Below are 14,726 nucleotides of genomic sequence, written 5' to 3'. Positions count from 1 at the left end.
GGGGGGCAGAGCGCGCGGTCCGGGCATTCTTAGTTATTGCAATTAAATGATAGTCTGTTAATGTATGTAAATATGTACACCTGCCGGTACAGGGAATGAATCTTTGAAACAGACGATCCTCCTGATAATGTCGCTCTCGATCCTGTTCCAGTTTATGGCGGCCTATTTGGCTGTCAGGCTGATACTGGTGAGCGGCGCCATAGCTGCCTGGATTTTCCTGGCATCCGGCTTTGTATTGCAGGGAGTGCGCCGGGCCATCGCGCTGCAGCATCTGTTGAGCGGCAACCAGCAGGGGGACATGACGGTAGAGGTCCTCGGCATGGTGATCTCGCTCCTCATGCTCTGTGGTATCTGGAAGTTCGGACCTTTGTTTGCCGATATCAAGCGGACGCACCAGGATCTGCTGGACCGGCAGAGCGAACTGGCCGCACTCAACAGGAGTCTTGAGGAAGAGGTGGTTGAACGGCAGCAGCTTGAGGAATCGCTCCGCAATACCAATACGATTCTGGAGAAGACCTTTGCCAGCCTGGACGAATCGATCTTCATCGTCGAGACCGGCACCGGCAGGATCCTCGATGCTAATGTCACGGTAGAGAGGATGTTCGGCTACAGCCGCGACGAACTTCTCGGCGCCAACACCACTTGTCTGCACCTGACGACGGAGATGGCGGACCGGTTTCGCAGGGAGATGCTGCAGGCTTATGCCGACAAGGGGGTTTTCGAGACCAGATACCGGATGCGGCGCAAGGATGGGACCGATTTCGATTCCGAACATTTAGCCTCCCCCATCCTTTACGAGCAGGGGGATGTCAAAAACCATGTCAGCGTGGTGCGGGATATCACCGAGCGGAAACGTTTTGAAGATGAACTCCGGTCATTGAACGAAGAACTGGATCAGCGGGTGGCACAGCGGACCATGGATCTGCAGCGTCTCAACCGGGAGTTGGAGACTTTCTGCTATTCCATCTCGCACGAACTGCGGGCGCCGCTTGCCCGGCTTCAGGGTTTCAGCGGTGCGCTGGCCGAATCGCCGGAGGCGAGGCATTCCGGGGCGCTTACATATCTGTCCGAACGGATCGGCGTTGCCAGCTTGAGACTCCGGAGCGTGATCGACAGCCTGCTGCTGATGAACCGGCTCGCCCGGACCGAGGTTCTAAAAGAGCCTGTCAACCTGTCGGTGCTGAGCGGCCAGACCGCCCGGGAACTGCTGGCAGAGACGCCGGAACGAAGCGTCAGGCTGGAGATCGCGCCGGATCTCCTGGTTCAGGCGGACCGGAGCATGCTCACCATCTGTATGCGGAACCTGATCGGCAACGCGCTCAAGTACAGTGCGAAGGTGCCCGAAGCCGAGATCGAGATCGGCCGTACCGAGGTGGCGGCGGAACCGGTCTATTTCGTCAGGGACAACGGCGCCGGATTCAACATGTCATTTGCCGACAAGCTGTTTGAACCGTTTTGCCGGCTCCACTCCGAAGTGGAATTTGAAGGGAGCGGCATGGGACTCCCCATTGTGCAGCGGATCATCGAGCGACATGGCGGCAGGATCTGGGCCGATGCGGCCGAGGGTAAGGGGGCAACGTTCTATTTCACGCTGGGCGAAAGGGTGAAGGGTGAAGGGTGAAGGGTGAAGGGTGAAGGGTGAAGGGTGAAGGGTGAAGGGTGAAGGGTGAAGGGTGAAGGGTGAATGAAGTTCTACTCCGCTCCCCTTGAGGAAGGAGCGGAGTCGAACCGGACCATTGCCTGCTAGCGCACGTGGTCCTCGGGGTAGGCGCCGATGGAGTGGACCGTCAGGTCCGAACCACGGAATTCATCCTCCTCGTGGAGGCGGATACCGACGGTCTTCTTGAGGATCGAATAGGTAATGAAGCCGGTTGCCAGGGCAAAGGCGATGGCGCAAAGGGTGCCGAGCAGCTGCGAGACGAAACTGACGCCGCCGGCCCCGCCGAAAAGCGGCTGGCCGAAGATCCCGGCGGCAATCCCGCCCCAGCTCCCGATGATGCCGTGCAGCGGCCAGACCCCGAGGACATCGTCGATCTTAAGCTTTTCCTGCTCGATGGAGAATCCGAAGACGAAGATAAAGGCAGCGATTACCCCCACGGCAAACGATGCCAGCGGGTGCATGATGTCGCTGCCGGCGCAGACCGCGATCAGACCGGCCAAGGCACCGTTGTGCACGAAACCTGGGTCGTTCTTGCCGGCCCAGATTGCGCCCAGGACCCCACCCACCATGGCGAGCAGCGAATTGACCGCCACCAGGCCGGATACCTTCTCCAGGTTGCCGGCGCTCATCACGTTAAAGCCGAACCACCCCACCGCCAGAATCCAGGAGCCGAGCGCCAGGAACGGGATGTTGCTGATCGGGATCGGGTGCGATTTGCCGCGCAGGTAGCGTCCCATCCGCGGTCCGAGCAGCAGCACTGCCGGCAGCGCCAGCCAGCCGCCGATGGAATGGACCACCACCGAACCGGCATAATCGTGGAACTCCGCGCCGCCGATGCTCTTGAACAGCCCCTGCAACGCCGAATTGTTTTGCCCCCAGATCAGCGACTCGAACAGCGGGTAGGCCAGCCCTGCGAAAATGCCGCCGGCGATCACCTGCGGCCAGAACTTGGCCCGCTCGGCAATGCCGCCGGAGATGATGGCCGGGATGCAGGCCGCGAAGCAGAGGAGAAAGAAGTAATGGACCAGGTCGTACCCCTGGTTGCCGCCGAGAATGGCCGGAACGGGCTTCAAGAACGATATGCCGTAAGCGATGGGGAAACCGATAACAAAATAGGCGACCGTCGAGACCGACCAGTCGGTGAGGATCTTGACAAAGGCGTTGACCTGGTTCTTCTTCCGGACCGTGCCTACTTCAAGAAAGGCGAAACCGGCGTGCATGGCAAAGACCATGACCGCGCCGAGCATGAGAAAGAGAACGTCGGCACTATGCTTGATTGCTGTAGTCGCTGACACTGCGTCCATATTCCTACCCCCGTTGGCAGATATGAAGCCACACCTTCGTGACATCGCCTACCTATGAGCAACCTCTTTGCCAAACTTGCAACTGGCTTGAATCATTCAAAAAAACAATCTGTTCTGGGGTGGAATTGTATAATTAACCGCCGTGCTGCCTAAATAATAGGCTGAATGGAGGATGACCAGGGCGTGGCAATCAGTGCCCCTACGTTTTTGTGTAATGACGTATTCTGTCATGGTCTTGTGTTAGGGTTCGTTCACGTTTATGATGCGAAGCGCGGAGGGGAAGATGGGGTACAACCCGGAAACAGATCATCGCCGTTCGATCCGGTTGCGGGATTACGATTATTCCGGCGTCGGAGCATATTTCGTCACCATATGCGTCCACGGGCGGGAATGCTTGTTGGGCGGCATACGTGACGGTGAGATGTCGTTGAATGCCGCGGGGCAAATGGTGGCGGCGATGTGGCGGGAATTGCATAACAAATTCCCAACGATTGAATTGGATACGTTTGTCATTATGCCCAACCATTTCCATGGAATCATTGTTTTCGTAGGGGCACCCCTGTGTGGGTGCCCAGATTTAGATGGTTCAACGTCGATAAAAGGGCGGCCACACAGGGCCGCCCCTACATTGGGTGATGCGATGGATTGGTTCAAAACCATGACCACCAACGCGTACATTCGCGGCGTGAAGGAATGCGGTTGGTCGCCGTTCCCCGGCCGGTTATGGCAGCGCAATTATTACGAGCGGGTCATCAGGGATGACGCCGAATTGGCCGGAATCCGCGAATATATCCGCAATAACCCGGCCAATTGGGCCGATGACGAGGAATATCAACCGTAGGGGCGCCCCTGTGGGTGCCCGGTTTGATGATTTCGTAGGGGCGAACCTTGTGTTCGCCTTATGTGAGGGGAGAGAAGTGAATTTTTGGGCAATCAACAATGATGGAAAACCTTGCATCTCCGTCTATCCGAGCTTAGAAAACACCTCTTCAGCTGGGATGGCGGAGAATTCCCCTCGCCGGAAAGCCTCTATCCGGTCTTCCGCCTCCATAGCCCAGAGCACATCCAAGGTTTTACGGTCAACATCGTCAAAACTCAGGGTCATTGCCGGCGATTCCGGGCTCGGGCCAGGACTTTGTCTGCAGGGGATGCTTGTGCGCTTCCTTCATCCAGTTCGTTGTCACGACTGCATGCTTCATCGACCCATAGATGCTCGATTTGCGCATCATTCATGTCGTCCAGGCTGGCCAGCAACTCCCGAGCGAGGAACGCCCGTGACACCGGACTCAATTTGAGGGCTTCAGCTCTCAGTTCTTCGATACTCATCGATGGCCTCTGACTGTGTTCAAAATAATTGTGAATTATGAACACACCCTAGCACACCGGAAATGCTGTGTCAAAGCAGTAGGGATGCTGGATTGCGGGCAGTAGGCCGATGTGGCAGCGGCCGATCACAGTTGTTTATTCCGGTATAATCGAATTAGAACGCTTTTGTGGTTGCGACATATTATGTCATTGGCTTGTGTTAAGGTTCTTTTCATTTATGATGCCTGAAGGGATGGCCCTGTCTGTCCGCCCGGATGTGCACAACGATGTAGGGGCACCCCTGCGTGGGTGCCTGGTGTGATGATTTCGTAGGGGCGAACCTTGTGGGTGCCCGGTCTTGGGAGGGGATGATGGAGAAGTATTTCCGGTATTGGGGGAAGGCGGAGAAGGATGGGGATGGTTGTCATTTGTTGCCGTATCATTGTCTTGATGTGGCGGCGGTGGCGGCCGCGTGGTGGGATGATAGCCCGGCTATTCGCCATGGGTTTAAACTTTACAATAACCTGCCTGAAGAGCAGCTTCGGGCGTGGGTTCTTTTCTTCGTAGCACTTCATGACTATGGAAAATTTGACGTACGATTTCAATTACGGGTGATGTCGCTTTGGAAGTTGCTCTATCCGAATGCTAATACATACGAATCACTTCCAAGTATTCAGGAATGTATAAGCTATTATCATGGAGAAGGTGGCCTTTCCTGGTTCATTCAGGATCATGCTACCAAGCAAAATGATACGGATACGCAGCAAAATACGGGCTGGGATTTCCTTGATCAAATGGAAAGCACCTTAGGCAATTGGGATTTGCTGAAACCGTGGATTGAAGCTGTAACCGGACATCACGGGCATATCAAGTCTGCCGATTATGTACCTCAAGCTTCCCTGTCCTCAACATACGACAAGCGTTTAGGTGAAGTTGACCGTTCAGCTCGTAGCGCATGGTTCCACGCGGTTGAATCCCTATTCCTCTCGCCGATCGGGCTTTCTTTTGTCGACTTGCCTCCTGTATTTTCGCCGCTCATGGCTGGTTTTTGCTCTGTTGCAGACTGGCTTGGATCCCGCTGTGATAATGAGAATTTCTGTTATTGTCGGGAAGAGCGGGATTTGCAGACATATTTTGAAGAGCGTTTTGTTAATGATGCGCCGAGGGTTTTGCAACTTTCCGGTGTCATTGGACAGCCCAAGTCCTATGAAGGAGTCAGCGCGTTACTAGGCAAAGAGAACAAGCCACGGTCACTGCAAACGCTGGTAGATGACTTACCTCTGAAAACCGGTCTTACGCTGGTGGAAGCTCCCACCGGCAGCGGTAAAACGGAAACTGCCCTGGCCTATGCTTGGCGGCTTGTCGCCGCAGGTCTGGCCGATTCCATTGTATTTGCCCTGCCGACGCAGGCCACGGCAAATGCCATGCTTGGGCGATTGGAAAGAATTACCCCTCTTCTGTTCGCAGATAAGCCGAATCTTCTGCTGGCCCATGGTTTAGCCCGTTTCAATGATGCCTTTACAAAAATAAAACATAGCGCAATCGATGGATATGACTCCCAAGAAGATGGCTGGGTGCAGTGCAGTCAGTGGCTGGCGGAAAGCCGCAAGCGGGTCTTCCTCGGGCAAATTGGTGTCTGTACCGTGGATCAGGTGCTGGTGTCGGTGTTGCCGGTTAAACACCGCTTTGTACGCGGCTTCGGGGTTGGGCGAAGCGTGCTGATCGTCGATGAGGTTCATGCCTATGACGCCTACATGTATGGCTTGTTGGAAGAGGTTCTTCGGCAGCAGAAAGCCTCGGGAGGCTCGGCAATTCTCCTGTCGGCAACTTTACCGGATTGTCAGCGTAGGCAACTCTGCTCTGCCTGGGGAGCTAATCCGGGGCAACAGGAAGAGAAAGTTCCGTATCCGCTAATTACCTGGACCGACGGAGCTGATCCACTATCTCATGAACTTGATCCTGGGCAGTTACCGGAAAACGTAACGGTCAAAGTCGAGCCAATCCGCATCGAGGGGTTACTTCCCGATGAATCCTTGCTCCGCCGGATTGTTGCCGCAGCCGAAGCCGGGGCTCAGGTGTCGATTGTCTGCAATCTGGTGAATTTGGCGCAAGGACTTGTCCGCACATTGCGGGGCATGACCGGTTTGCCGGTTGATCTGTTTCATGCCCGCTATTGCTATAGCCATCGTCAGGACAAAGAGCTGGATGTCATTGACCGGTTTGGCTTAGGCGGAGATCGTAAAAAGGGAAGAATTCTGGTCGCGACACAAGTTGTAGAGCAGTCGCTGGATATTGATTTTGACTGGATCATTACCCAGCTTTGCCCGGTAGACCTCTTGTTTCAGCGGATGGGGCGATTGCACCGGCATCATCGGCCTGGCAAACGGCCGGCAGGTTTTGAAGAACCACTTTGTACAGTGCTGTTGCCCGAAGGGGGTGATTTCGGTTTACACGGGGTTATCTATGCCAATACCCGAATTCTCTGGCGGACAGCTGAAAAACTGGTTGCCGCTCCGGAGGGAATGATTGTCTTTCCCAAGGCTTACCGTGACTGGATCGAGTCGGTATATCAGGAAGACATATGGGGAGATGAACCGTTGTCAGTAACCGAAGGTTACGAGAAATTCAAATACGAAATCGAAGAGATCAAGCGCTACAAGGCACGGTACATGGTGGATACGGCAATGAATCCGTTTAATGACACCGATGACAAGGTTCTTGCCGTAACGCGCGACGGAGAAATGAACCTTTCCGTTGTGCCGTTCTTCCATACAGCGCAAGGGCGGAGGTTGATGGATGGGACAGTTTTCGAGACCCTGGACGAACTCAGGCAACTTGAGGCGCTGTCTTTGAATAGTGTCGGTGTACCGAAATCATGGCAGTACGATCTTGGAAATCCTGATGAAGGGAGGTTCTGGCTTGAGATGGAGCAGGAGGGGGAAGGTTACCGGGGGATGTCTAAAGGGGTGACTTTTCGCTATCACAAAGACATGGGACTGGAGAGAGAAAAATGAATCTACTTATCGATCAGTGGATACCGGTCCGACCGCTGGAAAGCGGCGGAGCGGTCAAGATCTCTCTGCGCGAACTGCTGTGCGGAGAGGGGAAGTGGGAGTTATGCCTTCCACGAGATGATATGGAGCTTGCGGCGATGCAGTTGTTGATCTGCATTACCCAGGCGCTGTTTACACCGAAAGACGGCAAGGAGTTAATGATCCGTATTGCCAGACCGATTACGGTTGAAGAGTACGAATCAAGTATTCGAAATTTTGCCGACTGGTTTTGCGTTGATCATCCGAAACAGCCATTCATGCAGGTTCGCGGGGTTGCAGCAAAAGACCCGACGCCGATGGATAAGCTGCTGGCCGGGGTGACGGGCGCGACCAACAGTTGTTTCGTTAATCAGGCGGGATTGGCAGACGGCTTGTGTGGAGGTTGCGCGGCGATTGTCCTGTTTAACCAGGCATCGTGCGCACCGAGCTTTGGTGGTGGATTTAAAGCCGGATTGCGTGGCAGTGCACCCATTACAACATTGGCTCAAGGCGACCATTTGCGGCGGACTGTCTGGCTCAATGTGCTGCATGAAGAAGAGCTGATATTGAATTTCCCCTGGCACAGAGATACCGCTCCGCAGAAGCCCACCTGGATTGAGCCACTGAAGGCGGGAGAGACCATTCCTGCGCAGAGAATAGGCGTTGTCCGTGGTTTGTTATGGCAACCGGCGCATATTGAGTTACTGCCGCCGGTGGCGGCAGAGATATGTTCATGCTGCGGCTGCCGTACTGACAAGGCATACGTCGCATTCAATAAGGCAAAGTTTAGTTACACGGTTTCCGGGACTTGGCCCCATCCCCACTCACCCCGCATCATGACCAGCAAGAAAGGTGAGATTGAAGAAAAGTTTGCTTCCTTTACGACCTCGGCGCCTGCCTGGACACAGCTAAGTCGGTTTGTAGTTCAGCAGCAGATTGATAAGACTAATACCGATGGTCAGCAACCGGCTGAGGTTATTACACAAGCTCGCAAGATTCTTCCTCCTCAGCTGCAAAAACTCCACTTGCTGATTGGCGGTTACCGTAACAATCAGGCTTCGGTTCTTGAACGACGACATGAGGTTTTTACGTTGAATCATGGGTGGGACAAACATTCGGGAGTTATCGGTGAATTGGTTTCCTTAGGACGCAGTTATCGTGATGCTTTGTACAAGGCAGTGTTCGTTTTTGTGAATGGTGTAAAGGATGTGAAAGGCGCAGGCGTGAAAATTAATCAAGCTGCGGAAGCCCAATTTTACCGGCGCTCCGAGCCGACCATCGAAGAAACGCTGGCGAGGATAGATTTTGCCGATCCGGCACCGGAACTGGCGATAATGCGTGCTTCATTAAAGTCGATAGCCACCGATCTTTTCAATGAAGCCACTCGTCCCTATCTGAATGATCCACAATTGATCAAAACGCTGGCGGTTGCCAGGCGGACGCTCTTCAAACATTTGAATAATCTGGAACCACAAATGAATACAGGAGGAGACAATGGAACAGCAAAAATTCCCTGATTTCATGGCGCTCTATCACGCCTGGGAGCAGTTGGCGAATGGGCCGAAGGCTGAATTGCGACGAGTCGCCAAGCCTGATGAGTTGCTTGAGGTGCCGACCTTTTATCGTCTGTTCAGTGGGAAAGCCCACGCTGAATGGGAAAAACAGGCATACCAGCGGTTGATTTTTTGTTTGCCGTACATCAGGCACAACAATGATGCTGTCGGGCTTGGCAAGGCACTGACCAGAGGGAAAAGTGTCAGTGAAAAACGACTGTTTCAGGTTGTTCGTTCGGATTCGCCCAACGACATGATCCAACTGCGCCGCATTGTGCAGATGGTTGAACCGTCCGCAAACTGGACTATGGCGGCGAAAACCCTCTGGTATTGGAACGACCGGAGCAAACGCGATCTTCTGGAAGACTATTTTCTCAATCAACCCAAGTAATCAAAACTCATATACGAAAGGAATCAGCCATGAAAAATTTCATCAACTTTCACATCCTTATTTCCCACAGCCCGTCCTGTCTCAATCGTGACGATATGAACATGCAGAAGTCGGCCATCTTTGGCGGCAAGCGGCGGGTGCGTGTTTCCAGCCAGAGCTTGAAGCGAACCATGCGCAAGAGCAAGTATTATGCGGATAATCTTGGAGAGGCAACTATCCGGACCAAGCATCTTGGAGACTTGAAAGCTTGTCTTGTCGATCGCCTTGCTGATCGGTTTGATGCTGAGTTGATTGGTAAAACTCTGGCGTTGCTGACAGTAAAGGATTTGAAAGCAGAGGTTGCTGTTGAAGGGGATGCCGTTGCTCCATGGGCTGTTGAAGAGTTTGCATGGTTCTGTGATCAGGTCAAGAAAGGAGTTGAGCAGGGGCTTGATGAAAAAGGGCTTGCCAAGCAGATCAAGGATCAAGCCGCGGCTATGCGACAAGCGCTGGCAAAAGGGCTTGATATAGCGCTTTCCGGACGTATGGCTACATCTGGGCTTTTGAGCGAACTTGGCAAGGTTGACGGTGCTCTTGCTGTCGCTCACGCCATCACCACCCACACTGTTGATGCAGATATTGACTGGTTTACCGCAGTTGACGATCTTCAGGAACTGGGTTCCGGTCACCTTGATACCCAGGAGTTTTCCAGCGGGGTTTTTTATCGTTATGCCAGTCTGAATATTGATCAGTTGCAAAAGAATCTGGGCAATGCTCCACGCGAAAAAGCGCTTGAAATCGCCGCCCATGTGCTGCATCTGATGGCGACGATAGTCCCTTCCGCCAAGCAGCAGAGTTTTGCCGCCCACAATCTGGCTGATCTGGCAATGGTATCGTTTTCCGACATGCCGATCTCTCTTGCCAATGCCTTTGAAGAGCCGGTCAAGGCATCTTCAGGGTTTCTGAAGCCTTCAATCAAAGCGCTACAAGACTACCGGCAGGCAGTCTATACCGGGTATGGCCTTGATGAGCGGTGCGGCCAGTTTGCGCTCTTTGCAGAAGTTCCCGAAGGGGTGAAAGCGGCAAAGACTCTGGATGAGTTGAAGACATGGGTGAAAACCGACGGAAAGGGGTAAGCCATGGGCGACTATCTCATTTTAAAACTGCATGGCCCCATGCAGGCGTGGGGAGAGCATACTTTTGAGGGATTGCGCCCGTCGGCAAATTTCCCAACATGTAGTGCTCTACTCGGACTTCTCGGTGCTTGCCTCGGCATTGGCCGTAATGAGCGTGATCGTTTGCAGGCACTGGCGGATAGTGTCGGCATGGCGGTAAGGGTTGATGAACGCCGCGTTCCCCGCAAGAATGGATCAGTGCAAACGGTTCGCATGGTGAAAATGACTGATTACCACACGGTCAAAGATGCTCGCGAGGATTACACCGGCTTGAAGAGCCATGAAACCATCCAGACGTGGCGCGAATACCTCTATGACGCCGAATTTACCATAGCGCTCTGGTGTCGTGCCGATGCCGAAGTGTCTCTTGCCGAACTGGAAAAGGCAGTTCAGCAACCGCTCTTTACGCCTTATCTGGGGCGGCGCAGCTGTCCCCTTGCCAGACCATTGTTTCATGCCTGCGTAACAGCAAACGGTGTGGCGGAGGCATTGCAATCGGTTGCCCCGCAAGGCGGAACGATCTACAGCGAGGAAAAAATCAGCGACACGATGAAACGGGTCCGCGATGTGCCGTTGATCCAGCAACCGCGCCAGTTTGCTGGGCGTAACCTCTATGTTCTGGGAGGTGGCCATGTATCTGAGTAAGGTCATGATCAGCGGCACTGCCTGCCGCAACCCCTATGAAATACATCGCGCACTGTGGAAGCTGTTTCATGAGGATGCGGAGGCAGAGCGGGATTTTCTGTTTCGAGTCGGGCAGTCGGAGCGCAACAGCGCAGAGGTATTGCTACAGTCCTTTCGTAAGCCGGAGATATCTGTTGAAACGGCACGAATATTGGGGTGCAAGGAGTATCCGCTGACATTGCAGGAAGGGCAACGGTTACGCTTTTTACTGGTCGCCAATCCGATCAAAATGATCAACGACGAAGGGGGGAGAAAAAATGCCTCTGGCGAGCCCAAAAAATGCAGGGTGCCGCTTGTAAAAGAAGAAGACCAGCGAGCATGGATCGAGCGGAAGTTTCTAGATGTTGCTCAGCTGGAAAATCTTGTCATCGATCCGGTATTTCCGCTTCGCTTCAGGAAGAGCAAAGAAGATCGAGCCGGAAAGATTCAGCAAGTCAGCTTTCAAGGGGCGCTTTCCGTTCAAAATCCGGAATCGATGATTTCCTTGATAAAAACCGGCATCGGCCCGGCAAAGGCCTTCGGTTGTGGGCTACTGTCGCTGTCGCGGGCCTGAGTTATTCAGAAATCCTGAATAACTGGAAAGGGAGGTGGCAAAATGCCACTACCCTTTCCAGGAATGGTTGCAAGTTGTACCTACCCTTCGTGAAATCAGCTGTCGACAAGTTGTCGACAACTTGTGCCGCAGATTTTGACAGAATCATCAAGGCGGGCGATCGCAAGGATCGCCCCTACGGAATCGGTACATCAACAGCGGGCGGCCAAGGGGGTCGCCCCTCGGGAATTGCTGCGAGAGGCAGTTGTTGCAAATTTGCAACAACTGCTGTGCACGATCATCCCACAATCTCATTCAGCCCCTCGATCACTTGGGCCAGCTCTTCGGGACTGGCCTCGGCAATCTTCTTGCCGATCCGTTCTACGGAGAGGGTGCGGATCTGGCTGATCTTGACCCAGGACTGTTTGGGAAGGACGGAAGAGGTGAGTCCCAGGGTGAGAGGAAACCCGGCCCTTTGGGGCTGGCTGGTTATGGCGACGGCGATGACCGTGCCGGAGCGGGCGTTGAAAACATCGGCGCTTACGATCAGCACCGGCCGCAAACCGGCCTGTGCGTTGCCGCGCGTGGGGTTCAAATCTGCCCAGCGGATATCGCCTCTCAGTATGCGGGCCACTGGTCGATCTCCTCGCCTATCCCCTCTTCGGCCATGGACTGTTCAAAGGTGGGGTCCAGTAGGGAACATTGGTCGGCCAGGCGGCTTTTGGACAGGCGGTCGAGCTTTTCCCGCACCGCCAGTTCAATGACTCGACTTCGATTGGGGAATCTGTGTGACCTGACAAGTGAATCGACTTCAGCCAGGATCTGTTCGTCCATTGTCACTGCCAGCTTGGCTTTTGCCATGACGAACCTCCATAATGGTTATGGTATGATGATATGTCATACCGTGGAGGGAGTCAATATGTGCGCATGAAAAAGGAGTAATGCATGGGACAAGGCGCAAAGAAGACAGAGCATAGCGGAGCCAAGAAAGGTTGTGGCGCATACAGGGGCCGCAAACAGGCGGCAAAATCAGAATCCAACCGGGTGAGGCGGGAGTCTGACAAGGCAGAAACAAAGCCGGAATCGGAGGAGTAAGACATTCATGACTCAACCAATCCTTCCCCCATTAAAACCGCTTCCGATCAAGGACCGCATTTCGGTGGTCTACGTGGAGCGGGGAAATCTCGACGTTATTGACGGCGCATTTGTGGTGGTGGATGTCACCGGCGTCCGCACCCATATCCCCATCGGCTCGGTGGCGTGCCTGATGCTGGAGCCCGGGGCACGGGTATCTCACGCCGCCGTGGTGCTTGCGGCGCGGGTTGGATGCCTGCTGGTCTGGATCGGCGAAGCCGGGGTGCGGCTCTATGCAGCCGGTCAGCCGGGCGGTGCGCGGTCGGACCGGCTATTGTATCAGGCCAAGCTGGCGCTGGACGACTCGGCGCGGCTCAAGGTGGTGCGCAAGATGTATGCGCTCCGGTTCAGGGAGGAACCGCCGGAGCGGCGTAGCGTGGAGCAGTTGCGCGGCATCGAGGGCGTGCGGGTGCGGAAGATGTACGACCTTCTGGCCCGCCAGTACAACGTGGAATGGCAACGCCGCAACTACGACCATACCGAATGGGAGAGCGGCGACCTGCCGAATCGCTGTCTGTCGTCAGCCACTGCCTGTATCTACGGCATCTGCGAAGCGGCGATTCTGGCAGCGGGCTATGCCCCGGCAGTCGGGTTCATCCACACCGGCAAGCCGCAATCGTTTGTGTATGACATTGCCGATATCTTCAAGTTCGATACCGTGGTGCCGGTGGCATTCCGGATTGCCGCCAAAAAACCTCGCGACCCGGAACGGGAGGTGCGGCTCGCCTGCCGGGACGCCTTCCGCCAGAGCAAACTGCTGGATCGGATCATCCCCACCATTGAAGAGGTGCTGGCTGCCGGGGAGTTGGAGCGGCCAAAGGCGCACGAAGAGGCGGTAGCACCGGCCATCCCCAATAAGGAGGGTATCGGCGATGCTGGTCATCGTAACTGAAAATGCGCCGCCACGGCTGCGGGGGCGCCTGGGGCTCTGGTTGGTGGAGGTGCGGGCAGGTGTGTATGTCGGGGATGTTTCGCGCCGGGTAAGGGAGATGATCTGGGACAACCTGGAAAAAGGGATTGAGGATGGCAATGCGGTCATGGCTTGGACGTCCAACAACGAATCCGGTTTCGACTTCCTCACCCTCGGGGAGAATCGCCGGATGCCGGTGGAGATGGATGGTATCAAGCTGGTATCTTTTCTGCCGGAAGTTTCAGCAGATTCGCCCGGCCGTGCAAGTAAGTAATTACTTTGTATGTCACATATTATAATGGGGGAGAAGATAATGCTTATTCATCTCGTTTCAAGCGGCAATTCCAAAGTGCTGCGCATCCCGGCGGCTCTGCTGCGGCAGTACGATTTAACAGACGAAGTGGAACTTCTGCCGGGTAAGGATGAAATAGTTATTCGTCCGGTGGCGCGGAAGGCGCGGCGGGATTGGGACAAGGCGTTTGCCTCCATGCATGAACGTGGCGACGATGTCTTGTTGATCGATGATGCCTTGGGTGCGGAGGATTGAGAATGGAACTGAAATGATACCATGCCTATCTGGTCAACCTCGATTCCACTATCGGCCACGAAAACAGAAAAACACGACCCTGTCTGGTCATCTCCCCGGATGAGATGAACCGGCACTTGAGGACTGTCATTATTGACCCCATGAAAGGGTGGAAATAACCGTTCAAATTTCGGTGGCATGAAGCTCTTTGAAAATCGAATGAAATTTCGATGAGATAGAGGAAGTATGTTCCCCGCAGGCGCGGGGATGAACCATTGTCACAGTCGAGAAGTCAGACGGCTCGGAGATGTTCCCCGCAGGCGCGGGGATGAACCGTAACTTATCCATTTCTGGTTTCCTTCCATGGCATGTTCCCCGCAGGCGCGGGGATGAACCGCAACCCGGTGGCGCAACTTGCCAACGACCGGGATGTTCCCCGCAGGCGCGGGGATGAACCGGGACGCTTCTCCCAGGACAAGAAAAAGATATCATGTTCCCCGCAGGCGCGGGGATGAACCGATGTACAGCAGACACGCCAGCA

Annotated in this window: 16 protein-coding genes, 1 pseudogene and 1 CRISPR repeat array; of the genes and pseudogenes, 12 read left to right on the top strand and 5 right to left on the bottom strand. The window is 54.6% G+C overall.

Annotated features, from left to right (window positions below):
• Positions 1 to 103 precede the first annotated feature (103 nt).
• A complete protein-coding gene (locus tag OR1_RS20965; protein ID WP_052440479.1) occupies positions 104 to 1,621 on the top strand; it encodes an ATP-binding protein in 1,518 nt (505 codons plus the stop codon).
• A 122-nt stretch (positions 1,622 to 1,743) separates the two neighbouring features.
• Here the strand turns inward: OR1_RS20965 and OR1_RS14550 are convergent, their stop codons facing one another.
• Positions 1,744 to 2,964, bottom strand: a complete 1,221-nt coding sequence (locus OR1_RS14550; RefSeq protein ID WP_041972632.1) for an ammonium transporter — start codon at positions 2,962 to 2,964, stop codon at positions 1,744 to 1,746.
• 283 nt (positions 2,965 to 3,247) lie between these two features.
• On the opposite strand from OR1_RS14550, the gene OR1_RS14545 reads away from it, so the two are divergent.
• Entirely contained in the window at positions 3,248 to 3,805 is a 558-nt protein-coding gene (locus OR1_RS14545; RefSeq protein ID WP_041972631.1) for a transposase, read from the top strand.
• Between the two features lie 123 nt (positions 3,806 to 3,928).
• On the opposite strand, the gene OR1_RS21725 is transcribed toward OR1_RS14545, so the two are convergent.
• Together OR1_RS21725 and OR1_RS14540 are read right to left on the bottom strand one after the other, a co-directional pair.
• On the bottom strand, positions 3,929 to 4,069 hold the full coding sequence (locus tag OR1_RS21725) for an addiction module protein (protein WP_082002972.1): 141 nt from the start codon (positions 4,067 to 4,069) through the stop codon (positions 3,929 to 3,931).
• The gene (locus tag OR1_RS14540) at positions 4,066 to 4,290 is read right to left on the bottom strand and encodes an addiction module protein (protein ID WP_041972630.1); all 225 of its coding nucleotides are present in this window, start codon (positions 4,288 to 4,290) and stop codon (positions 4,066 to 4,068) included. The genes OR1_RS21725 and OR1_RS14540 overlap by 4 nt, the downstream gene beginning before the upstream one ends.
• A gap of 350 nt (positions 4,291 to 4,640) precedes the next feature.
• Between OR1_RS14540 and cas3 the strand changes: the two genes are divergently transcribed.
• Genes cas3 through cas6e form a run of 6 tightly spaced genes read left to right on the top strand, consistent with a single transcriptional unit; the run spans position 4,641 to position 11,636 of the window.
• Positions 4,641 to 7,283: a CRISPR-associated helicase/endonuclease Cas3 gene (gene cas3, locus OR1_RS14535; protein ID WP_041972681.1), complete on the top strand. Its 2,643-nt coding sequence runs from the start codon at positions 4,641 to 4,643 to the stop codon at positions 7,281 to 7,283.
• Entirely contained in the window at positions 7,280 to 8,818 is a 1,539-nt protein-coding gene (gene casA / locus OR1_RS14530) for a type I-E CRISPR-associated protein Cse1/CasA (protein WP_041972629.1), read from the top strand. Before cas3 ends, casA begins: the two co-directional genes overlap by 4 nt.
• Positions 8,796 to 9,245 (top strand): type I-E CRISPR-associated protein Cse2/CasB, encoded by a 450-nt coding sequence (casB, locus tag OR1_RS14525; RefSeq protein WP_041972628.1) that lies wholly within the window; start codon positions 8,796 to 8,798, stop codon positions 9,243 to 9,245. The genes casA and casB overlap by 23 nt, the downstream gene beginning before the upstream one ends.
• A gap of 29 nt (positions 9,246 to 9,274) precedes the next feature.
• Positions 9,275 to 10,360, top strand: coding sequence for a type I-E CRISPR-associated protein Cas7/Cse4/CasC (gene cas7e, locus OR1_RS14520; protein WP_041972627.1), 1,086 nt, complete (start codon positions 9,275 to 9,277; stop codon positions 10,358 to 10,360).
• Positions 10,361 to 10,363: 3 nt separating this feature from the next.
• Complete coding sequence (cas5e, locus tag OR1_RS14515; RefSeq protein WP_041972626.1) at positions 10,364 to 11,044, top strand: type I-E CRISPR-associated protein Cas5/CasD; 681 nt, start codon at positions 10,364 to 10,366, stop codon at positions 11,042 to 11,044.
• Positions 11,031 to 11,636, top strand: a complete 606-nt coding sequence (gene cas6e, locus OR1_RS14510; RefSeq protein WP_041972625.1) for a type I-E CRISPR-associated protein Cas6/Cse3/CasE — start codon at positions 11,031 to 11,033, stop codon at positions 11,634 to 11,636. Before cas5e ends, cas6e begins: the two co-directional genes overlap by 14 nt.
• Before the next feature lie 277 nt (positions 11,637 to 11,913).
• Here the strand turns inward: cas6e and OR1_RS14505 are convergent, their stop codons facing one another.
• Entirely contained in the window at positions 11,914 to 12,249 is a 336-nt protein-coding gene (locus OR1_RS14505) for a type II toxin-antitoxin system PemK/MazF family toxin (RefSeq protein ID WP_041972624.1), read from the bottom strand.
• The gene (locus OR1_RS14500; RefSeq protein ID WP_041972623.1) at positions 12,234 to 12,476 is read right to left on the bottom strand and encodes a ribbon-helix-helix domain-containing protein; all 243 of its coding nucleotides are present in this window, start codon (positions 12,474 to 12,476) and stop codon (positions 12,234 to 12,236) included. Before OR1_RS14500 ends, OR1_RS14505 begins: the two co-directional genes overlap by 16 nt.
• Positions 12,477 to 12,717: 241 nt before the next feature.
• Here OR1_RS14500 and cas1e point away from each other — a divergent pair, with 241 nt between their 5' ends.
• The 4 genes and pseudogenes from cas1e to OR1_RS21720 all read left to right on the top strand — a co-directional run.
• A complete protein-coding gene (gene cas1e / locus OR1_RS14495) occupies positions 12,718 to 13,641 on the top strand; it encodes a type I-E CRISPR-associated endonuclease Cas1e (protein ID WP_152609916.1) in 924 nt (307 codons plus the stop codon).
• On the top strand, positions 13,622 to 13,933 hold the full coding sequence (gene cas2e, locus OR1_RS14490; protein WP_041972622.1) for a type I-E CRISPR-associated endoribonuclease Cas2e: 312 nt from the start codon (positions 13,622 to 13,624) through the stop codon (positions 13,931 to 13,933). Before cas1e ends, cas2e begins: the two co-directional genes overlap by 20 nt.
• A gap of 39 nt (positions 13,934 to 13,972) precedes the next feature.
• Entirely contained in the window at positions 13,973 to 14,206 is a 234-nt protein-coding gene (locus OR1_RS14485; RefSeq protein ID WP_041972621.1) for a peptidase, read from the top strand.
• A gap of 29 nt (positions 14,207 to 14,235) precedes the next feature.
• Positions 14,236 to 14,349: pseudogene (locus OR1_RS21720) on the top strand (type II toxin-antitoxin system PemK/MazF family toxin); the annotation flags it as partial.
• A gap of 82 nt (positions 14,350 to 14,431) precedes the next feature.
• Positions 14,432 to 14,704: a CRISPR direct-repeat array (repeat unit 29 nt; unit sequence ATGTTCCCCGCAGGCGCGGGGATGAACCG).
• Between the last annotated feature and the right edge of the window lie 22 nt (positions 14,705 to 14,726).

The sequence above is a fragment of the Geobacter sp. OR-1 genome (assembly GCF_000813145.1).
Lineage (GTDB): Bacteria > Desulfobacterota > Desulfuromonadia > Geobacterales > DSM-12255 > Geoanaerobacter.
The sequence above is the reverse complement of the archived record's forward strand: the minus strand, read 5'-3'. Positions and strand labels throughout refer to the sequence as shown.